Consider the following 19,915-nt stretch of genomic DNA (forward strand, 5'->3'; position numbering starts at 1 on the left):
AAGTCTGAGAGCAAACCATGGACTGGTTAAGCACCATCACACGTACATTCTTCGATTTCGGCGCAATGGCCGAGGTCCTGCCGCAACTGATCGCTGTGGGACTGCTGAACACACTGATCATTTCGGTTTCCGCCACAATCATCGGCGTCGCATTGGGCATGGTAGTTGCCGTCATGGGCATCTCACCCTCTGCCTGGCTGCGCGTCCCTGCCCGCATCTACACCGACCTGTTCAGGGGCCTCCCGGCCATCCTCACCATCTTGCTGATCGGCCAGGGCTTCGCCCGCCTGAGCCAGTCGATCTTCGGTCCCTCCCCCTACCCGCTCGGCATCATCGCGCTGAGCCTGATCGCCAGCGCCTACATCGGTGAGATTTTCCGCGCCGGCATCCAAAGCGTCGACAAAGGCCAAGGCGAGGCGTGCCGAGCCCTGGGCATGAGCTACGCCAAATCGATGCGGCTCGTGGTGGTGCCGCAAGGCGTCCGCCGGGTATTGCCGGCCCTGGTGAACCAGTTCATCGCGATCGTCAAGGACTCCTCGCTGGTGTACTTCCTCGGCCTGCTGGTCGGCGAGCGCGAGCTCTTCCGGGTAGGCCAGGACGCCGCCGTGCTCTCCGGAAACCTGTCGCCGCTGGTCATGGCCGGTGTCTTCTACCTCATCATCACCGTCCCGCTGACCCACCTCGTGAACTACTTCGACAGCCGCTTCCGCACAGGCCGCCGTCGGCCCAGCGCGCCGAGCAGCGGCCTGAAGGAAGTCACAGAACTCGACGCGGCATCGCCGCTAATCACCGGGAGCAACACATGAGCGCCAGCACCAGCACCAACAACACCACCACTGGTGTCCAGACATTCCACGGTTCCAGCCTGGAGCTAAGAAGCTTGACCATGGCGTACGGGGACATCGAGGTGCTGCGCAATGTCAGCCTGAACGTTGCGCCCGGCACCACCACCTGCATCATCGGCCCCTCCGGATCCGGCAAGTCGACCCTGCTCCGTGGCGTCAACCGGCTCCACGAACCCAAGAGCGGCGACGTCCTCCTTGCCGGTGAAAGCACACTCAAGGTCAAACCGGACATCCTGCGCAGCCGCATCGGCATGGTGTTCCAGCATTTCAACCTCTTCCCTGACCACACTGCCCTTGAGAACGTGGCCTTGGCACTTTGGAGCGTCAAGGGAATGTCCAAGGCCGCAGCCAGGGAACGTGCCCGCCGCAGCCTCGCCGAAGTGGGGCTCGCCGAACGCGCCGACCACCGCCCCCGCGATCTCTCCGGCGGCCAGCAACAACGCGTCGCCATCGCCCGGGCGCTTGCCATGGAACCCGAGGTCATGCTGTTCGACGAAGCCACGAGCGCACTGGACCCAGAGCTCGTCAAAGGCGTATTGAACCTCATGGCCGGCCTGGGACGGCGCGGCATGACCATGCTGGTTGTCACCCACGAAATGGGCTTCGCCCGGAAGGTCGCCGACCAAGTGGTGTTCATGGATGAGGGTGAAGTCGTGGAGTCAGGCACCCCTGCCGAGCTCTTCGACAACCCCCGCAGCAAACGGCTCCAACGATTCCTCTCGGAAGTGCTGTAATGCCGAACCCTGCCCCCTCTCCCATCCGGACGGCCGTCGTCGGATTCGGGGTTTCCGGAAAGGTCTTCCATGCGCCGCTGGTCGCGGCGGACCCCGGCTACTCCCTCGACGTCATCGTCACCGCAGACCCGCGGCGTGCCTCGGAAGCGGCAAGGCTCTATCCCGGCGCGCAGATTGTCCCCACCCCGGAAGCATTGTTCGCACTGGCCCCCGACCTGGACCTCGTGGTCCTCGGCACTCCCCCGCTCACCCACTTCGACCTGGCGGCAGCCGCGATCGCCCACGGCCTCCACGTGGTGGTGGACAAGCCTTTCGTCACAACAGCGGCTCACGGTGAAGAGCTCATCGCCAGGGCGTCCCACGGCGGCGTGCAGCTGACGGTTTTCCAGAACCGCCGGTGGGACGCCGATTTCCTCACCCTCCAGAAGGTCTTGCGGGAAGGCGGCCTTGGCGAGGTCCGGAGCTTTGAATCGCGATTCGAGTGGTGGCGCCCGGAAGGCTTCGGCAATTGGCGTGACAGCGCGTCCTTGAGCGAGGGCGGCGGCATCCTCCATGACCTCGGTGCCCACTTGATCGACCAAGCCATCCAGTTGTTCGGTCCCGTTGAAGGTTGCTACGGCGAGACCGCAAATCACGGACAGCACCCGGCGGGCGCCGATACCGAGGCCTTCGTGTCGCTGCTCCACACCTCAGGCGTGCGATCCAGGTTGTGGATGAACGGCATGGCTGCCCAAGTAGGGCCGAGGTTCCATGTCCTGGGTTCGAACGCCGGCTACACCAAGTGGGGACTGGACAGCCAGGAGGAGGCCCTCGCAGCCGGCCTGCCGCCGTCGGATCCGGCCTATGGCGTTGACCCCGTAGCTACATGGGGCGTTCTGGGGACCGATGGAGACCATGAGCCCGTACCTGCCGAAACCGGCGCCTACCCCCGGTTCTATGCCGAACTTGCGGCAGCCATTCGCGGGGACAGGCCATTGCCCGTGGACCCCGCGGAATCACTTGAAACCCTCAAAGTCATCGAAAGAATCCACGCCGTCGCGTAGGCGGCCTTTCAGATTTGCCGCGGTTCCGCGCGGCCAGACAACCAAACCCAAACGAAAGGGAGAGCTATGTCCTCCACGCCCTCTACGAAACATGTCGTCGTCATCGGCGGCGGCATCCTCGGAGTCTCCACAGCGGTGCACCTGCTCCGCGAAGGCGCGTCAGTTGCCCTGCTCACCGAAAGCGGCCTCGCCAGCGAGGCTAGCGGCCGCTCGCTCTCGTGGTTGAACTCCGCGGGAGAACGCTCCACCCCCTACCACCGTCTGCGCCTCGCCGGCGTCGACCGCTACCGCACAATGTTCGCCGCGGATCCAAGGCGTGAATGGCTGCAATTCGGCGGCGGCCTCATGTGGAACGCTGCTGGACAGCACGCCGTGACGGAAGCACGCCACGCTTACGAGAAATCCGTGGGTTATGACTCCAAGCTGCTGAAGCCTGAGGAGATTGAATCCGCCACCCCCGGAATCAATGCAAGCGCGGTGCCGGATTGCGCCATTTTCAACCCGGGGGAAGGCTGGGTCAGCCTTCCGGACCTGATCGAATTCCTCATGGAAGAATTCCATGCCCGCGGTGGCCGGCTTGTCCTCAACGCCGGCAAGGCTTCCGTCACGGTCGACGGCGGCCGCGCCACCGGCGTGGAGACCGTCGCCGGCGAAACCTACCCAGCCGACGCCGTCCTGGTGGCTTGCGGTGCCGCTACCCCTGCCGTCGTCGCGCCGCTCGGCGTCGACATCCCCAACGGTTCCCCCGTCTCCATGCTCGTGCTGACCAAAGCCGTGGATCATGAGGTGAAAGCCGTCATGAACACCCCCCGCGCCGCCATCCGGCCCAACCCTGGGAACACCTTCGCACTGGACCACGACTGGTACGAAGAGCACATCACCGAGCACGAGGACGGTTCCTTCAGCATCCCTGATGGCATCGTCCAGGAACTCGCCGACGAGGCATCCAAACTCATCGCCGGCAATCCCGAGCTCAAGCCGGCGTCCTGGAAGATCGGCTACAAGCCCATTCCGGGCGACGGTGAGCCCGTGCTCGGCGAACTCGATCAAGTGCCGGACTGCTATGTCGCCTTCACGCACTCCGGAGCCACGCTCGGACTCATCGTCGGCGAACTGTTGGCGGGTGAAATCCTCACGGGAATCAAGCACCCCATGCTCTCCACCTTCCGTCCCGGCAGGTTCTCCTAGCCACGCAGGATGGCTGGCGCCCCCATGAAGAGGGCCCAGCCATCCGCCATCGTGTCCGCGTCACAAATCGTCGTTTCGTTGCCATTTTCATCGTTCTGATCCGCAAGCAATGAACAATCCGGGCACCCTCATTACTATCGAGAGTGCATGGGGAGCGAATTCCGGACTCCGCTGGGACTTGCCGGGATGAAATATCAGGAGCTGGCAATGTCGGAACCTTTGGAATCTGAAGACCCACTCGTCGAACCGGAACCGGTTCTGGTTCCCGGGGACGACAGCGCCAGCCTGTCTGCCCTGCGTGGGCAAGCGCAGGAGATCATCGACGAAGTCCTGAACGGAACCGAGCCAAGCGGGGAACATCTCCGGGCAAAACTCAGGGCCAGCATCGCCCGGCACCCCGGATTCCCGGAACTGGCCCTGCTCGAGCACCTGATGAACCGGGCGAGTGGCAGCTGACCCGCCCGGGGGTTGCACACCTTTTACACAGGGTTTACTCACCCGGTCTTGTTAGCCTCGACGCAGTCAGCACAGACTGAATATCACGTGAACAACGATTCATGGTGGTTGTTCAACCAGAGCAGCGGACGAGGAATGCAGCGATGCTCCGTCCCGCTCGTAGTGAAGTAGCTACGGAGCAGGATCCGCAGACCGTGGAGGTAGCAGTGGCCGGCATATTCGAAGTGTTTGTTGACGGGGACTCCTTTTTCAGGTTCCGCCTCAAATCACCTGATGGAGCGGTCATTGCCGTTTCGACCCAATACGAGGACAAGCCAGCGGTTGCCGCCGGCATCGCCGCAGCGCGGGAGTGTGCAGGCATGGGACTGGTCACCGACCTTTGCCCGGCGGCGGGCGTACGTGAACCTGCCGCGACCGCTCTTCCGAACGCAATCCCCCACGCTGCTGTTTCCCAGGCCTGTGACGAACCGCGGAAGGCCGCAGACGGATTCCGCACCCGAGCCAGGGAACTCCGGCGAGCGGCAACCGCGCCCAGATGGACCGGCGCGGCGTAAGAGGTCGGTAACGTCAGGACCGACGGCGCACTGGGGGACTCACCTGGGTCTCAGCAGGCAAGATGCGCCGCCGGCCGTTTTGGTCCAGCCCTAATTCTCCCACTCATTGTCTGCCGAGGCCACATTCCCCAGCCTGTCAGTCAGTCGTGCCTGCGCGCTCGACTCGGCTGCACACGTGGCGGTTCGCCCGGCATCTTCGGGTAGTCAGGCGGGAACGGCATTTCCCCGAACCCTGCGCCGAGGTCGCGTTCCCACCATTGAAGCAGGACGTCGATCCTCCCTGCTTTGGAATTCATGTCACTCCACGGATCGCCAAGGGCTTTCAACCTGCCGGGCACGGTCAGGATGGTGAAGTTCTTCGGGTCCGCAGATTCAAGTTCGTCCCACGTGATTGGACAGGACACGGAAGCATGAGCGAGCGCCCTCGGACTGTACGCGCCCGCTATGGTCCGGTCACGGTTGGCTTGATTAAAATCGACGAACACCCGTTCACCTCGTTCTTCCTTCCACCAGGCCGTCGTGACCTTGTCCGGCATTCGGCGCTCGAGCTCCCGGGCGGCGGCAATGACGGCATGCCGTACGTCCAAGAACTCATGCGAAGGCTCGATCGGGGCATAGACGTGGAGCCCACGGTTTCCGGAGGTCTTGATGAAGGTGGTCAATCCGGCCTCCGCGAGTACACCTTTCAGCGCAAGAGCCGCGGGAATCGCGTCGTCGAAATCTGTTCCGGGCTGCGGGTCCAGGTCGATCCGCAGCTGGTCAGGGTTGTCCGTGTTTTCGACCCGCGAAGGCCATGGGTGAAAGACCACCGTGTTCATTTGGACTGCCCACACAGCCGCGGCTGGCTCATCGAGCACCAATTGGGGATGCGAGCGCGCACTCGGATACACCACCTTCACTGATCGGATAAAGTCCGGTGTCCCTTTGGGCGGATTCTTGGAGAAGAACTGCTCGCCGTCGATGTTGTCCGAAAAGCGCTGCAGCGAGACCGGCCGGTCGCCGTTTGCAGAGATGAATGGCTCCCCGACATCAACGATATAGCGCGCGAGATCCAGCTTGGTCAGGCCGAGCTCCGGCCAAAGGACCCGGCTAGGACTGGAGATCCGTATTTCGCGAGGACCGTTCGGGCCGTCAACGGTGAGGATGGTTGCTTCGGTAGCCATGGGGACAAGCTACTCCGACGCTACCCACGGTGTCAGCAGCTTGAACGAATTCCGCATTCATCGCTCATCGCGACGGTTTGAGAACCATCGCTGACCCTCCTCCGCGCCGCACTGGCTCTGCGGCAGCGATCATGAGCCCGCCGGGCCTGAACTCGATCGCCGTTGCCGCACCGATCTCCGCGGCCGAGGTGAAAGCATCACCCGATGGCGTGAACTGATGGCCAAACGGTGTCAATTGACTCCCATACGCCGTGATGAAGTCCGGCTCGGCCGTCACTTTGGCGGTGTTCCGTTGCGAAGCACGCGGGGCAGCGATCGCATCGGAGATGCTCATGCCCAAGTCCACCCTGTTCAGAATCGTCTGCAGCACGGTGGTGATGATGGTCGATCCACCGGGTGAACCGAGGGCGAGGAACGGCTTGCCATCCTTGAGGATGATGGTCGGGGACATCGAGGAGCGCGGGCGCTTGCCCGGCTCGATCCGGTTCGGATCAGTCGCGTTGTAGACGGTCGAGAAATCGGTCAGCTCGTTGTTGAGCAAGAAGCCCCGCCCGGGCACTACGATTCCCGATCCGCCGGTCTGCTCGATGGTAAGTGTGTACTCGACCACATTTCCCCATTTGTCCGCGACCGTCATGTTGGTCGTCGAGATGTTCTCGGTGTCCTTCTCATCGGCGAGCGCGGCCGCGGAAGCCGGGCACACGCCGTCGTACCCGGTCACATCCCCCGGTGCGACGGGCTTCGTGGCCGCGTGCAGCGGGTCGATCTGGCAGGCGCGTTCCTTGCCGAAGATCGGGTCGGTGAGCGCTTCCGTAGGAACATCGACGAAGGCCGGGTCCCCAACGTACTTTCCACGGTCGGCGAACGCGAGCGCGCTCGCCTCGAGGTAGTGATGCAGGGCGGCGGGTTTGGACATTTCCGAGAGGTTGACCGCGTCCAGGATGTTGAGCGCCTCGCCCACGGTGGTGCCCCCGCTGCTCGACGGCGCCATGCCGTAGACGTCGAGGCCGCGGTAGTCGACGTGGGTGGGCGCCTGGTCCAGGGCCTTGTAGGCGGCGAGGTCGGCTGTGGTCATGTGCCCCACGGGGACGGGAAGCGTGGTGGTGGCAGTCTTCGGCGGGGCCTGGACTGTTGCCGCGATCTCGGCGGCCAGCGGGCCGTCGTAGAAGGCGCTGATGCCCTCCTTCGCGAGGAGCCGGTAGGTCGCGGCGAGGTCGTGGTTCTGGAAGACGCTGCCGACGGCGGGTGCGTCGCCTCCTGGTAGGTACAGCTTGCTGGTGGAGCTGAACGCCGCGAAGCGGAGCTTGTTGTCGAGAGTCTGTTGGCGGAAAGTTGGGTCGACGACGAAGCCGCGGCTCGCAACCTTGATTGCCGGCTGGAGGGCATCTCCAAGGCTCAAAGTACCCCAACGGTCCAGGGCGCGCTCCCAGGTTGCCGCTGTTCCGGGGACACCGACTGAGACGCCACTGGTAACTAGCTCGGGCGTGAAGTTGTACGGCTTCCCCGTGGCGGGATCGATGAACGCGTCGTGGGGCATCGCCGCCGGCGCGGTCTCGCGCCCGTCGATGGTGCCGATCTTGCCGGTCTTCGCGTTGTAGAACACGAAGTAGCCGCCACCACCGATCCCGGCACTGTACGGTTCGGTCACGCCCAGCGTCGCGGCGGCGGCGACGGCAGCGTCGGCTGCGTTGCCGCCCTTGCGGAGGACCTCGATGGCGGCAGCGGATGCTTCTGGGTCTACGGTGCTGACCGCGCCGCCGTATCCGGTGGCGGTGGCGGTCTTTTCAGTCTGGCGCGGATCGGCAAAGGCAGGGTTGGTGACGACGCCGCTCGTCACGCTTAGCGCGAGTACTGCCGTCATGGTGGCCAGTCGAAGTTTGAGATGTGACATGGTCGCTCCTCAATTGGTGGTGCGAGGTGGGTGTGGCCACCCTACTCCGCAGCTACGCGACCCTCAACGGATCCAGGCAAGCCGGCAGTCCCAACAACCTTGTGCAAACCATTGACAAACTTGTACAAGTCTTTCCATACTTGCAGGACAAGGTTTCAACGAAGCAACTGGAGGACAGATGTCGGCAAAACTCACGGATGTCGCAAAGCTGGCGGGGGTCTCCCTGGCAACGGCGTCGAGGGCATTCGGAGACCCCGGCCGGCTGGCAGCCGAAACGCGGCAGAAGGTCATGGCCGCGGCCGAGCAGTTGGGATACGACGTGCCCGGAGTGACGGGCAGCCGGACGTTCGGCGTCATCGTCCCCGACATTTCAAATGCGGTTTTCGCCGCCCTCATCAAAGCCATCCAGGACCAGGCATGGCACGGCCGCCACCGGATGGTCCTCGCCGACACCTCCGAGTCCTCCTCGCGGGAACAGGCACATCTCGAATCCTTCGCGACGGGCGTGGATGGGATCATCCTTTGCTCGCCCCGCCTGCCTTCCGAGCAGATTCACAATCTCGCCGGTAGCGCGCCGCTGGTGGTCATCAATGGCGAGGCCGAGCACGCCGCGCGGGTGCTCATGGAAGCCGGCGAGGGAATCCGCCAAGCCGTCGAGCATCTCTATGCACTCGGCCACCGCAAGCTCGCCTATATCCCCGGACCCGCGTCGTCGTGGGCCAACGGCCAACGCCGTGCAGCGATCACCCGCTTCTGCGCCGACTGGGGCATCGAACTCGTGACCGTGGGGAACCAGAATGCAACGGTCGACGGCGGACTGGCCGCGGCGGCTTCCGTGGTCGCCAGCGGTGCCACCGCTGTTATTGCCTACAACGACCTGGTCGCCATCGGCATGCTCGCCGGCGCCCGGACCCTCGGCTACCACTGCCCGGAGGACATCAGCGTTGTCGGCATCGACGACCTCGACATTGCCGCCGCGGCAGAACCGGGGCTCACCTCCATCCGCGTACCCATTGACCGAAGCGGCGCCCTCAGCCTTGAGCTCCTCCTGGAGCAGATGGCCGGAAAGCCGACAGCAACTGAAGCCGTGCACCTCAGTTCACAACTCATCGTGCGTGGCTCCACTTTTGCCGCGCGCACCGCAGAGCAAGCCCTCCAGGGAAAGTAACCATGAGAATCGTCATCGCAGACCCCAACCTGATGCCCCACCGCTCCACTTTCGAAACCGCGCTTCCCGAGGGCGCCCTTGCCTCCTGGCACGACAGCTGGAGCGAGCATGCGGTGCTCACCGACCTCAAAGATGCCGACGTCTACGTCGGGCCACGTTTCACCGAAGCCATGGGCGCGGCCGCGGGCAACTTGCGCCTGGTCCACGTGGGCGGTGCCGGATACGACGGTATCGACGCGTCCGCACTGCCCGCAGGGGCGGTGTGCGCGAACACCTTCCACCACGAAAGCTCCATTGCCGAACACATCGCCACGGTTTTGGTGGCCCTCCGTCGCAACCTGATCGGTCAAGACGCGGCGCTTCGGAGCGGTGTCTGGTCTTCGTCCGTTTACTCCTCCGAAATCCGCCAGCCGGAAACACTGCGCGGCGCTGTGGTGACATTCCTCGGGTTCGGGCACATCGGCGGAGCGGCATGGTCGCTCCTCAAGGCCTTCGGCGCCGAAGGCATCGCCATCACCCGCAGCGGAAGCGTCGACGCACACGCCAACTCCTTACGGTGGGCAGGCACCACTGAACGCCTCGGCGAGGCACTGAGCGAATCGGACATTCTGGTGGTCAGCATCCCGCTAACGGAGCAAACCACCGGCATAGTGGGCGCGGCCGAACTCGACGATCTCGGTCCGGACGGGTTGCTCGTCAACATTGCCCGCGGACCGGTCGTCGACGAAACCGCCCTCTACGAAGCCCTGAAAGACCGGCGGATCGCCGGCGCTGCGATCGATGTCTGGTACCAATACCCGGGCACTGACGGCCGCGGCGATCCTTCCACCCTGCCGTTCGGCCGGCTGGACAACATCATCATGACCCCGCACTCCTCCGGCGTCACTGCAGAGACCTTCCGCAGCCGTGCGCTTGAGATCGCCGAAAACATCACCCGCCTTTCCAAAAACCAGCCGCTGAAGAATGTGATTTCCCGATGACCCGAAAAATCGTCGACGTCGACGTCCTGGTAACCAGCCCCAGCCGCAACTTCGTCACCCTCAAGATCACCACCGACGACGGCATCGTCGGTTGGGGTGACGCCACGCTGAACGGCCGCGAACTCTCTGTCGCGAGCTATCTGCGCGATCACCTTGCCCCAGCCCTGCTGGGCAGGGACGCGGACCGCATCGAAGACACCTGGCAATACTTTTACAAAGGTGCATACTGGCGCCGCGGGCCGGTGACCATGGCCGCGATCGGCGCCATCGACCTCGCCCTCTGGGACATCAAAGGCAAGGCCCTCGGGGTTCCGGTCTACCAACTCCTGGGCGGCGCGGCCCGCGACAAGATCCTCACGTACACGCACGCCACCGGCTGGGACCTTCCGGAGTTGCTGGACTCGATAGACCAACGCCGCGAGCAGGGCTTCCGCGCCGTCCGTGCCCAGTCCGGCGTCCCCGGCCTCGACAAGGTTTATGGCGTCACCAAGGGTGCCGCGAGTTATGAACCGGCCGGACGCGGTGCCGGTCCAGTCGAAGAAGACTGGGACACCTCTGCCTACCTGCGCCACGCCCCGAAGATCCTCTCCGCAGTCCGTGAGCACGTCGGTCCCGAGCTGAAGCTCCTCCACGACGTCCACCACCGGCTCAACCCCACCGAAGCCGCCCGCTTGGCCCGCTCTTTGGAAGACGTGGACCTGTTCTGGCTCGAGGACGCCACACCTGCCGAGAACCAGCGGCTGTTGCGCACGCTGCGCCAGCAGACCACCATTCCGCTGGCGATCGGCGAAGTCTTCAACACCGTCTGGGACACCGAGTTGCTCATCACTGAACGGCTCATCGACTACATCCGCACCGCCGTCGTGCATGCCGGAGGCATCTCCCACGTCCGCAAGATCCTGGCTCTCGCCGAGGTCTACCAGATCAAGGGCGCACCCCACGGCCCGTCCGACGTCTCCCCCATCAACCTCTCGGCATCGCTGCACCTAGGCCTGGCCACCAGCAACTTCGCCATCCAGGAGTACATGGGCTACGACCCCTTGGTCTCGGAAGTCTTCCAATCGAGCTTCCGCTTCGAAGACGGCTACCTGCACCCAGGTGACGAGCCCGGCCTGGGCGTCCGGGTGGACGAAGCAGCCGCAGCCCGCTTCCCGTACACGCAGGCTTACCTGCCCATCGCGCGGGAGCTCGACGGCTCCATGAAGGACTGGTGAAACATGGCCACGTCAATCCTGCCGCCGCTGAGCGCGGAAACGCCCGGAATCCTTCGCCGAAGCGTCGCCCCTGCTCCCGGCATCGTGCACCTCGGCTTCGGAAACTTCCACCGCGCACACCAGGCCGTGTACACGGAAGCCGCCATAGCCGCCCACGGCGGTGACTGGGGGATCATCGGAATTTCCAGCCGTTCCTCAGCCATCACCGATGCCATGCACGCCCAGGACATGCTCTACACCGTGGTGGAAATCTCGCCCGAGGGATCGAAGTTCTCGACCCCGCGCGTGCACACGGACGCCTTCGTCGCAGCACAGGAACCGGAGCGCGTCGTGGCCGTCATCGGTGCCGAGACCACGCGCATCGTGTCACTGACGGTTACGGAAAACGGCTACACCTACAGCCCGGCAACGGGCTCGCTGAACGTTGCCGACCCTGACGTCCAGCACGATCTCGCCAACGGCCCTGCGCCCTACACCCCGATCGGGCAGATCGTCCGCGGGCTTCAGCAGCGGGCACGAACCCACGGCAAACCAGTGACGGTCCTCAGTTGCGACAACCTCGCGGACAACGGGCACCACACCCAACGGCTCGTCCGCGAATTTGCCTCATTGCTCCCGGCCGGCGAGGCCGCCGAGACGCTGCGATGGATCGACGCCAACGTCACCTTCCCGTCATCCATGGTGGACCGGATCGTGCCCGCCACGACGGACCACTACCGTGGCCTCGTCGCCGAACAACTCGGCTACGCGGACCAGATCCCCGTCCCGGCCGAACCCTTCACGATGTGGATCCTGGAGGACAACTTCATAGCCGGCCGCCCTGCGTGGGAGGCCGGAGGCGCGATCTTCACGGACGACGTCGCAGCCTATGAGCAGCTCAAGGTCAGGCTCTTGAACGGCACCCATTCCCTGATCGCGTACCTCGGGGCCCTGTCCGGTGCAGCCACCATTCCGGACGCGACGGGCATCGACTACATCGAAGCCGCCGCCCGCCGGGTCCTCCGCGACGAGTACCTGCCGAGCGTCACTGTGCCCGGAGCCGTCGACGTCGAGGCCTACGAGGAGCAACTCTTCTCGCGGTGGCGCAACTCGGCATTGGGGCACCGGACCAGCCAGGTAGGCAGCGACGGCTCCGTCAAGCTTCGCCAGCGGATCCCGATTCCCGCCTTGGAAATGCTCGACGCCGGCGCCATGCCCCACTACCTTGCCCTCACCGTCGCGGCGTATCTCTCATGCATCGCGCCGCTTCAGGGATTCGAACCCGGCAACCATGCCAAGGAGATGCAAGACCCCGCCCGCGAGACACTCCAGGAGCTCGCAAAGGGATCAAGCTCCGGGCGGGAGCTCGCCGCAAAGGTGCTCGGCGAGCACCATCTTCTCGGTGACGAACTCTCGACCCGTGAAAGCTTCATCCGGCGCACCGGCGAGTTCATCGACATCATCCACCGGCAAGGCCCCCTCGCCGCCGCAAACGCGGCGGTCGAGTCAACATCACTTCTTCCCGCACAGACCCGGAGCATCCGATGACCACCCAAACTGTCCGCCGCACTGACGGATCCTCCCTGCCGCTGGCCACGGAAGCCGCCGTGCTCCACGGCGCAGGAGATCTCCGTATTGAAGAGAAACCCCTGAAGACCCTGGGGCCGAACGATGTCCTGGTAGAAATGCGCTCCGGCGGAATCTGCGGCTCGGACATGCACTACTTCGCTGACGGCCGCAACGGCACCAATGTCCTCCACCAGCCCACTGCCCTCGGCCACGAGGGAGCCGGCGTCGTCATCGCATGCGGTGAAGCAGCCGGCATTGCCGCGGGCACCGCCGTCGTGATTGAACCGGCGCTCCCGTGCCGGGACTGCCCAACGTGCCTCTCCGGACGCTACAACGTGTGCCCGACGGGGACGTGCTTCGGTTCCCCGCCCACGGACGGGGTGTTCGCCCGCCACGTGGTGGTGCCCGAAGCCGCCCTCCACGAACTCCCGGCCAACATCCCGGCCGAGATCGGGGCAGCGATCGAGCCCCTCGCCGTCGCCGTCTGGGCGGTTGAACGCGCCCAAGTCCAAGCCGGGCACCGGGTACTGATCACGGGCGCCGGACCGATCGGGCTGCTCGTGGCCCAAGTGGCGGCATCCCGCGGCGCGTCGGAGATCATCGTGACCGACGTCAACGACGATCGCCTCGCTGTCGCCGCCCGGTTCGGCGCCACCCGGACCATCAACACCTCGGTCACCGCTTTGGATCTGAAAGACATGGATCGCCTGATCGAATGCTCAGGCAACACCCGCGCGCTGGCCGACGGCATCTACACCCTCGCGCCGGCAGCCCGGGCCACCGTGGTCGGCCAAGCCCGCCCCACGGTCGACGGGATCCCGCTCGGTTTCCTCCAACGTTTTGAAATCGACCTGGTGACCGCGTTCCGTTACGCCAACGCGTTCCCGACGGCGATCCAGCTCGCCTCCTCCGGGGTGGTGGACCTTCGCTCCATCATCACCGCCACATATCCCCTCGCCAACGCGGCGGCCGCACTTACCGCCCCCGTGGCAGACCCCACCAACCTCAAAGTCCTCATCACCTACTGACTCGGCCCACGTACGGGCCAGCGGACATCCATTCAAAGGAGTATGGAAATGACCACAGCAGCAAACCTCCCGCCCACGCCGGTGGACCAAAGCAAGGTCCGGAAAGCCGCCGTCGCCGGGCTCATCGGCACCACGCTGGAACTCTACGATTTCGTCATCTATGGCACCGCGTCGGCACTCGTCTTCAGCAAGTTGTTCTTCCCGAACATTTCGCCCGCCGCAGCGCTACTGGCCAGCTTCAGCACCTTCGCCGTCGGATTCCTGTTCCGCCCGCTCGGCGGAATCTTCTTCTCCCACTTCGGTGATCGCCTCGGCCGCAAGTGGGTCCTGGTGGTCACCTTGCTGCTCATGGGCGGGGCGACGCTGGCGATCGGGCTCCTGCCGACCTTCGGCCAGATCGGCCTCTTTGCGCCGGTGCTGCTGTGTCTCTGCCGCGCTGCCCAGGGCTTCGGCGCCGGTGCTGAACAATCAGGCGGCGCAACTCTGCTCACGGAGTCCGCAGCCCCTGGAACCCGGGGCAAGCTGGCCTCGCTGATCATGGTTGGCGCGGCCGCAGGAACGGCGCTCGGCGCACTCGTGTGGATCGCGGCGCAGTCCTTGGCACCCAACGACATGCTCACGTGGGGTTGGAGGCTCGTCTTCCTCTCCAGCATCTTCGTGACCATCGCAGCGCTGGTCATCCGGCGCAAGCTGGACGAATCACCGGTCTTCGAAGAGATCAAGCAGGCCCGCACGGAACCCCCGGCACCCCTGCGGGAAGTTGCCAAGTACGGCAAGGCCAACGTCCTGCGCGTCATCCTGATGAACCTCGGAGTCAGCACGCAGTCCTACACCATCCAGGTGTTCATGGCCTCGTACCTTATCACCGTGATTGGAACGGACCCGAAGTTCATTCCCCCCGTGCTCCTCATCGGTTCGCTCTGCGGCGGCGTCGCGGCCGTCTCCTTCGGAATCCTGTCCGACAAGATCGGGCGCCGGCGCGTCGTCTCACTTATCACCGGGGCACTCATCCTGTTCCCCGCCCCAGCGTTCCTGCTGCTGACCACCGGCTCGCCGGTAGCCATCGTGTTGGTGATTGTGGTCGGCTTCGTCCTGGCATGCCAGGGCGTGGTCGGCGTGCACATGAGCTACTTCCCGGAGATCTTCGGCAGCCGCTACCGTTACGCGGGTGTCACCTTGGGCCGCGAGTTCTCTTCCATCATCGGCGGAGGCATCGCTCCCATGATCTGCGCTGCCCTGCTGGGCATGTTTAGCAACTCATGGATTCCTGTGGCGATCTACATGTCGGCGACCATGCTGATCAGCTTCATCGCCACCCGCATGTCACCGGAAACCCTGAACCGCGACCTCACGGACCCCGAGGACGCCGCCCACAGCAAAAGCGGGATTGTCCCGGTGACCTCCGAAGCGCAGCACGCCTAATAGCACCCGAAGGGCCTCGACGGCGGCAAGTGCCGCCGTCGAGAAGGCCCGCCAGCCAACCACCGCACGAAGGACATCCATGTTCCATCTCGAAACCCCGGACACCGTCTCCCGTCCGGCGCCATCCGCCATCCTCCGCGACACCAGGGTCGTGGCAGTGCTGCGGGCCAAGCATGCCAAGGACTACAGCCCCGTCATCGAAGCCCTTCGGGACGGCGGTGTGCTCAGTATTGAGTTGACCTTGAGCACGCCGGGGGTGTTCGAGGAGCTTCCGCTGTTACTGGACCGCTTCGGTGATGCCGTGGAAATCGGCGTCGGCACGGTGACCACTCCTGCCGAAGCCGAAACGGCGCTCGACCTGGGCGCCGCATACATCGTCACGCCCATCACCGAACCGGACGTCATCACCGCCTGCGCTCGACGCGGCGTGCCCGTCTTTCCTGGCGGGCTCACCCCCACCGAGCTCCACACTGGTTGGAAGCTGGGCGCCACCGCCGTCAAACTCTTCCCCGCCTCTACGGTCGGGCCCGGCTACATATCGCAAGTCCGCGGGCCGTTCCCTGACATCCAAGTGGTCCCCTCAGGCGGCGTCAATATCGAAGACGTACCTGCATGGATTCGCGCAGGCGCATTGGCGGTGAGCCTCGGAGGGCCGCTCCTCGGCGATGTCTTCAAGGGCGGGAGCCTGCCGGAGTTGACCACGCGGGCGCGGCGGGTCCGCAAGCTCGTTGATGAGGCACGTGAATCCCTATGAGTCATGGAACATACGTCGTCACCCTTGGCGAAACCATGGCGCTCATGGCTTCGGACAAGGCCGGCCCGCTGGCCCATGCGTCCACCTTGAGCCTTGGCATCGGAGGTTCTGAATCGAACGTGGCCATTGGCCTGCAACGCTTGGGTGTCCAGGCTGTCTGGTGCGGCCGGATCGGGGCGGATTCGCTCGGCCAGCTTGTGGAGCGGGAGATCCGCGCCGAGGGCGTCGTCGTCCACGTGACGGTGGACGACGACGCGCCCACCGGCCTGATGATCAAGGAACGCCGGACCCCGACAGCCCAGAAGGTTGCGTACTATCGCTCCGGCAGTGCGGGTTCCCGGATTGCGCCCGACGACGTCGACGAACGGCTGATTGCGGGGGCGGCGTTGCTCCATGTCAGCGGGATCACCCCGGCACTCTCTCCGCAGGCCGCTTCCACCCTTCACTACGCTATCGCCGCGGCCAAAGCAGCCGGCGTTCCGGTCTCTTTCGACCTGAATTACCGCAGCAAGCTCTGGGACGCCGGGACCGCCGGACGCGCCTACCGCGAGATTATCGCGCATGTCGACATCGTTTTCGCGGGCCTTGAGGAGGCCGAAGTCGCGATCGGGACAGCCCGCGACGCCGAAGAGGCCGCCCGATGCATCGCTGCCATGGGTCCGAGCCAAGTGGTTATCAAGCTGGGTGCAGATGGCGCCTTGGCATTCATCGACGGCCAACTCTTCAGACAGGAGGCGATGGCAATCGACGTCCTCGATACCGTGGGCGCCGGCGACGCGTTCGTGGCCGGATACCTCGCCGAATTCGTAGAGGGCCTGGGCGCGGAGGAACGTCTTCGGACAGCAGTGAGCACGGGGGCTTTTGTGTGCCTTGTGCCCGGCGACTGGGAGGGGCTCCCCCGGCGCGATGAGCTGCGACTCCTCGGCAACGGTGAACCGGTCAGTCGATGAGCACATCGTGACAACCGTTCCCGGGACCATGGCGCGGCTTGGCTGAGACAGTGGAGCAGCGCGTGGCCGTCATTTCGACAACCCTCGACCTGGCCCGCCAGGCCGAACCGTAACTTTCCCTTCGTCCGGGACGATTACCCCAGAGGGGACGAATGTCCACGTCCCGGCAAGGGGGCCTAGACTGTACGGGCTCCGTCGGTTCAAAGAATGCGAGGTGAAACCGTGCCGGATGGCCCTATCACTGGGGACAGCGAGGCTCTTGTTGCGGGTAGGTACAGGCTGGGAACGCTGATCGGCCGCGGCGCGACCGCGTCGGTGTACCGGGCGCAGGACGAGAGGCTAGGCCGCGACGTGGCGCTAAAGCTCTTTGCTCCCCTGCTCAGCGGGCCGGACGAGCTCGCCCGGCATGAAAACGAGATGCGGCTCCTTGCGACATTCAACCATCCGTCGCTCGTGACTCTCTTCGACGCCGGTACCGACCATCGGGACCCGGAGCATGCCCGGACATTCCTCACTATGGAACTGATTCACGGTCCTGACCTGTACGCCAGATTGCGGGACCGACCGCTGACGACCCGGGACGTAGCCCACATAGGAGCGGATCTGGCGTCTGCCCTGGAATACATCCATGGGCGCGGGATCATCCACCGCGATATCAAACCAGCGAATGTCCTCCTGGCTGATGCCCCCGTAGGATCCCCCATCCGGCCTAAGCTCACCGACTTCGGAATCGCCCGCATCATCGAGGGAACGCGCCTCACCGCAACAGGCACGATGGTGGGAACCGCCGCATACCTGAGCCCGGAACAGGCCACCGGCTCTGCCCTCGGACCGGCCAGCGACATCTACTCCCTCGGACTCCTGCTCCTCGAATGCCTGACCGCAAAGCTCGAATACCCGGGAACCAGCGTGGAGTCGGCCGTTGCCAGGCTCCACCGCCCACCCCGTGTGCCGCAGGTCCTTGGGACGCGGTGGGTTGACCTCCTGACCGCCATGACATCGACTGAGCCCTCTGCGCGTCCCGGCGCACTGGAGGTTGAGCAAGCACTCCGGGATGCCTTCAGTTCCGGCGTCCCCGCGGCGACGCCCGTTGCCCCGAACGGAGCGACGCAGAGCCTTCCCCGTATGCCCGATCGCCCGCCCCGCACAGCAAAGGCAACTATCCAGATGCGGGTGCAGCCCGCGGCAGCGCCAGGCGAAAACGCGGGCGATGGCGCCGCGATCGGTCCGGCCGTAGGAAACAGGCGCGAATGGCGAGGGAAGCACGTAAGCCGCGCGCGCAGACTTGCGTGGGCTGTCGGCGCGGCACTTCTCACCACCGCCCTGGTGATCGTTGGTGTGAGCGCCTTCCAGCCGCCTGCTCCCGCCGCCCCGGCCCCGTCCGTCTCGGCAACGCCCACGCCCAGCGCCTCAACGCCAACGCCGTCACCGAGCATTGAGCCATCGACGCCGGTTGCGCCGGTTCCCGTAGCACCGGCCCCAGGGCACCGCAAGGGCAACGGCAAGGGTAATGGCGGCTAAGAACGGTCCCGACGGCAACGACGGTTGCTAGAGTCCGCTATCGCGGCTGTCCCTCGTCACGATTCGTTCCCCGGTTGCCGGGTCTACAGTGGCGCGGCTTTCGGTGATTCGACGGGTCCGGCGCGGGCCGAACACAACGAGGGAAACGATCAGGCCGATGACGCCAGCGACCATAAGGATGTAGCCGACCATGTGGAGGTCGATGAATGACACGACGTCTCCGGGGATGGCGAAGGCCAGAATAGCGCCGATGGCAATAAGGAAGATGGATGATCCGATACCCACTGCTGTACCTCCTGCTGAACCGCGGACCCGGCGGTGGCGGGTAATACTAAGCTTGCTTGGCATCGCCTAAGCTACACGCCGGCGCCCCATCCGGCAACCACATCCCAAATAGCGCCGAGCTGCAGAAATGGCCGGGTCCGCACTCTTTTCAGAGCGCGGACCCGGCCATTGCCTGTTTGGCCTACTTTGAGACCGGAGTCTTCTTCCCAGTCAACGCGGCCCAACGGGAGGCCAGCCCCCACTTGGTGACGTTGATCATGGCCTCAACAACAATGTTGCCGCTCATCTTGGAGGCCCCGAGCTCGCGCTCCACGAAGGTGATGGGGCGTTCAACAATCTTCAGGCCGAGCTTGGCGACCCGCCATGCCAAGTCCACCTGGAAGCCGTAGCCAACCGATTCGACCTGGTCCAGCTTGAGCGCCTCAAGGGTGCTGCGGCGGAACGCACGGTAGCCGCCGGTGATGTCTTTGATCTTCAAGCCAAGCATGAGCCGGGCATAGGTGCTGCCCGTGCGTGAAATCGCCTGGCGGTAGAGGGGCCAGTTCACCGTGCCGCCACCCGGAACCCAGCGTGAGCCCATGGCGAGGTCGGCGCCATCGTTGATCGCGTCCAGCAGCAACGGCAGTTGCTCTGGCTGGTGCGAACCATCGGCGTCCATCTCAACGAGGACGTCATAACCTGCGGCCATACCCCACTTAAATCCGGCAATATACGCGGCCCCGAGGCCTTCCTTGCCCTTGCGGTGCAGGACATGGACCTGGCTGTCCTCGGCGGCGATGCTGTCGGCGAGCTGTCCCGTGCCGTCAGGGCTGTTGTCATCGACAACCAGGACGTCGGAGGCGGGCACAGCCGCGCGCAGCCGTCCAAGGGTCTTGGGTAGCGATTCCAGCTCGTTGTACGTGGGGATGATCGTCAGGACACGCAAGAAGAGGCCTTTCCTTGATGGAGCGGTCAGTGGGCCGGAGCAGCAGCGTGGCTGGCATTCAGGCGCAACTCTCCATTATAGGACGACAACTTGACGCACCCGGGCCACTTGTGGCTTCCGCCACACAAGTCGCGCGTGGCCGCGGGCAGGTCCACAAGCCCAGGTCCAGTGCCGGCCCGCGTGTTGAACTCGAGGCCGAACCGTTTTCTGCAGCACCGTGGACCTGCCCACTACGAGTGCCGCGGT

At 64.7% G+C, this 19,915-nt stretch carries 19 protein-coding genes; 15 read left to right on the forward strand and 4 right to left on the reverse strand.

Translation table 11 applies throughout. The features are described from left to right. Positions 1-17: 17 nt before the first annotated feature. The 6 genes from AC1DJW_RS16300 to AC1DJW_RS16325 all read left to right on the forward strand — a co-directional run bounded on the left by AC1DJW_RS16300 (position 18) and on the right by AC1DJW_RS16325 (position 4,820). Positions 18-806: an amino acid ABC transporter permease gene (locus AC1DJW_RS16300; protein ID WP_284755576.1), complete on the forward strand. Its 789-nt coding sequence runs from the start codon at positions 18-20 to the stop codon at positions 804-806. Beyond that, a complete protein-coding gene (locus AC1DJW_RS16305) occupies positions 803-1,579 on the forward strand; it encodes an amino acid ABC transporter ATP-binding protein (protein WP_390277450.1) in 777 nt (258 codons plus the stop codon). The genes AC1DJW_RS16300 and AC1DJW_RS16305 overlap by 4 nt, the downstream gene beginning before the upstream one ends. Continuing rightward, positions 1,579-2,622: a Gfo/Idh/MocA family protein gene (locus AC1DJW_RS16310; RefSeq protein ID WP_476901882.1), complete on the forward strand. Its 1,044-nt coding sequence runs from the start codon at positions 1,579-1,581 to the stop codon at positions 2,620-2,622. Before AC1DJW_RS16305 ends, AC1DJW_RS16310 begins: the two co-directional genes overlap by 1 nt. A 66-nt stretch (positions 2,623-2,688) precedes the next feature. Further along, a complete protein-coding gene (locus AC1DJW_RS16315; protein WP_390277454.1) occupies positions 2,689-3,810 on the forward strand; it encodes an NAD(P)/FAD-dependent oxidoreductase in 1,122 nt (373 codons plus the stop codon). Positions 3,811-4,017: 207 nt separating this feature from the next. Beyond that, a complete protein-coding gene (locus AC1DJW_RS16320) occupies positions 4,018-4,266 on the forward strand; it encodes a hypothetical protein (protein WP_284755583.1) in 249 nt (82 codons plus the stop codon). A gap of 143 nt (positions 4,267-4,409) precedes the next feature. Next, positions 4,410-4,820 (forward strand): YegP family protein, encoded by a 411-nt coding sequence (locus AC1DJW_RS16325; RefSeq protein ID WP_350225172.1) that lies wholly within the window; start codon positions 4,410-4,412, stop codon positions 4,818-4,820. Positions 4,821-4,960: 140 nt separating this feature from the next. Here the strand turns inward: AC1DJW_RS16325 and ligD are convergent, their stop codons facing one another. Both ligD and ggt read right to left on the reverse strand, forming a co-directional pair. Continuing rightward, positions 4,961-5,983, reverse strand: coding sequence for a non-homologous end-joining DNA ligase (gene ligD / locus AC1DJW_RS16330; protein ID WP_459340522.1), 1,023 nt, complete (start codon positions 5,981-5,983; stop codon positions 4,961-4,963). A gap of 64 nt (positions 5,984-6,047) precedes the next feature. Then, the gene (gene ggt / locus AC1DJW_RS16335) at positions 6,048-7,874 is read right to left on the reverse strand and encodes a gamma-glutamyltransferase (protein ID WP_476901883.1); all 1,827 of its coding nucleotides are present in this window, start codon (positions 7,872-7,874) and stop codon (positions 6,048-6,050) included. A gap of 178 nt (positions 7,875-8,052) precedes the next feature. Between ggt and AC1DJW_RS16340 the strand changes: the two genes are divergently transcribed. The 9 genes from AC1DJW_RS16340 (at position 8,053) to AC1DJW_RS16380 (ending at position 18,459) form a co-directional block, all read left to right on the forward strand. Next, positions 8,053-9,042 carry a LacI family DNA-binding transcriptional regulator gene (locus tag AC1DJW_RS16340; protein WP_284755587.1) on the forward strand — a complete coding sequence of 330 codons (990 nt, stop codon included), beginning with the start codon at positions 8,053-8,055 and terminating at the stop codon, positions 9,040-9,042. Between the two features lie 2 nt (positions 9,043-9,044). Further along, entirely contained in the window at positions 9,045-10,022 is a 978-nt protein-coding gene (locus AC1DJW_RS16345; RefSeq protein WP_459340519.1) for a 2-hydroxyacid dehydrogenase, read from the forward strand. Next, complete coding sequence (manD, locus tag AC1DJW_RS16350) at positions 10,019-11,236, forward strand: D-mannonate dehydratase ManD (RefSeq protein ID WP_476901884.1); 1,218 nt, start codon at positions 10,019-10,021, stop codon at positions 11,234-11,236. The genes AC1DJW_RS16345 and manD overlap by 4 nt, the downstream gene beginning before the upstream one ends. Before the next feature lie 3 nt (positions 11,237-11,239). Beyond that, positions 11,240-12,763, forward strand: a complete 1,524-nt coding sequence (locus tag AC1DJW_RS16355) for a mannitol dehydrogenase family protein (protein ID WP_390277465.1) — start codon at positions 11,240-11,242, stop codon at positions 12,761-12,763. Then, entirely contained in the window at positions 12,760-13,812 is a 1,053-nt protein-coding gene (locus tag AC1DJW_RS16360; protein ID WP_390277468.1) for an NAD(P)-dependent alcohol dehydrogenase, read from the forward strand. The genes AC1DJW_RS16355 and AC1DJW_RS16360 overlap by 4 nt, the downstream gene beginning before the upstream one ends. 48 nt (positions 13,813-13,860) lie before the next feature. Further along, on the forward strand, positions 13,861-15,234 hold the full coding sequence (locus tag AC1DJW_RS16365) for an MFS transporter (RefSeq protein ID WP_284755596.1): 1,374 nt from the start codon (positions 13,861-13,863) through the stop codon (positions 15,232-15,234). A gap of 79 nt (positions 15,235-15,313) precedes the next feature. Beyond that, the gene (locus AC1DJW_RS16370; protein WP_284755597.1) at positions 15,314-15,988 is read left to right on the forward strand and encodes a bifunctional 4-hydroxy-2-oxoglutarate aldolase/2-dehydro-3-deoxy-phosphogluconate aldolase; all 675 of its coding nucleotides are present in this window, start codon (positions 15,314-15,316) and stop codon (positions 15,986-15,988) included. Continuing rightward, positions 15,985-16,938, forward strand: coding sequence for a sugar kinase (locus AC1DJW_RS16375; protein WP_284755599.1), 954 nt, complete (start codon positions 15,985-15,987; stop codon positions 16,936-16,938). The genes AC1DJW_RS16370 and AC1DJW_RS16375 overlap by 4 nt, the downstream gene beginning before the upstream one ends. Positions 16,939-17,160: 222 nt before the next feature. After that, a complete protein-coding gene (locus tag AC1DJW_RS16380; RefSeq protein ID WP_476901885.1) occupies positions 17,161-18,459 on the forward strand; it encodes a serine/threonine-protein kinase in 1,299 nt (432 codons plus the stop codon). A 27-nt stretch (positions 18,460-18,486) separates the two neighbouring features. Here AC1DJW_RS16380 and AC1DJW_RS16385 read toward each other — a convergent pair whose 3' ends face one another. Both AC1DJW_RS16385 and AC1DJW_RS16390 read right to left on the reverse strand, forming a co-directional pair. Further along, positions 18,487-18,744: a DUF6458 family protein gene (locus AC1DJW_RS16385; protein WP_284755601.1), complete on the reverse strand. Its 258-nt coding sequence runs from the start codon at positions 18,742-18,744 to the stop codon at positions 18,487-18,489. A gap of 181 nt (positions 18,745-18,925) precedes the next feature. Then, positions 18,926-19,669 carry a polyprenol monophosphomannose synthase gene (locus AC1DJW_RS16390; protein WP_284755602.1) on the reverse strand — a complete coding sequence of 248 codons (744 nt, stop codon included), beginning with the start codon at positions 19,667-19,669 and terminating at the stop codon, positions 18,926-18,928. Positions 19,670-19,915: the final 246 nt, after the last annotated feature.

The sequence above is a fragment of the Arthrobacter sp. 05L417 genome, assembly GCF_056397865.1.

Bases quoted from the DNA above. Each gene is read 5' to 3' on its own strand.
- AC1DJW_RS16365 (WP_284755596.1), top strand. From the start codon at position 13,861: ATGACCACAGCAGCAAACCTCCCGCCCACGCCGGTGGACCAAAGCAAG.
- AC1DJW_RS16375 (WP_284755599.1), top strand. From the start codon at position 15,985: ATGAGTCATGGAACATACGTCGTCACCCTTGGCGAAACCATGGCGCTC.
- ligD (WP_459340522.1), bottom strand. From the start codon at position 5,983: ATGGCTACCGAAGCAACCATCCTCACCGTTGACGGCCCGAACGGTCCT.
- AC1DJW_RS16310 (WP_476901882.1), top strand. From the start codon at position 1,579: ATGCCGAACCCTGCCCCCTCTCCCATCCGGACGGCCGTCGTCGGATTC.
- AC1DJW_RS16325 (WP_350225172.1), top strand. From the start codon at position 4,410: ATGCTCCGTCCCGCTCGTAGTGAAGTAGCTACGGAGCAGGATCCGCAG.
- AC1DJW_RS16355 (WP_390277465.1), top strand. From the start codon at position 11,240: ATGGCCACGTCAATCCTGCCGCCGCTGAGCGCGGAAACGCCCGGAATC.
- AC1DJW_RS16340 (WP_284755587.1), top strand. From the start codon at position 8,053: ATGTCGGCAAAACTCACGGATGTCGCAAAGCTGGCGGGGGTCTCCCTG.
- AC1DJW_RS16300 (WP_284755576.1), top strand. From the start codon at position 18: ATGGACTGGTTAAGCACCATCACACGTACATTCTTCGATTTCGGCGCA.
- AC1DJW_RS16315 (WP_390277454.1), top strand. From the start codon at position 2,689: ATGTCCTCCACGCCCTCTACGAAACATGTCGTCGTCATCGGCGGCGGC.
- AC1DJW_RS16305 (WP_390277450.1), top strand. From the start codon at position 803: ATGAGCGCCAGCACCAGCACCAACAACACCACCACTGGTGTCCAGACA.
- AC1DJW_RS16370 (WP_284755597.1), top strand. From the start codon at position 15,314: ATGTTCCATCTCGAAACCCCGGACACCGTCTCCCGTCCGGCGCCATCC.
- AC1DJW_RS16320 (WP_284755583.1), top strand. From the start codon at position 4,018: ATGTCGGAACCTTTGGAATCTGAAGACCCACTCGTCGAACCGGAACCG.
- AC1DJW_RS16345 (WP_459340519.1), top strand. From the start codon at position 9,045: ATGAGAATCGTCATCGCAGACCCCAACCTGATGCCCCACCGCTCCACT.
- ggt (WP_476901883.1), bottom strand. From the start codon at position 7,874: ATGTCACATCTCAAACTTCGACTGGCCACCATGACGGCAGTACTCGCG.
- AC1DJW_RS16360 (WP_390277468.1), top strand. From the start codon at position 12,760: ATGACCACCCAAACTGTCCGCCGCACTGACGGATCCTCCCTGCCGCTG.
- manD (WP_476901884.1), top strand. From the start codon at position 10,019: ATGACCCGAAAAATCGTCGACGTCGACGTCCTGGTAACCAGCCCCAGC.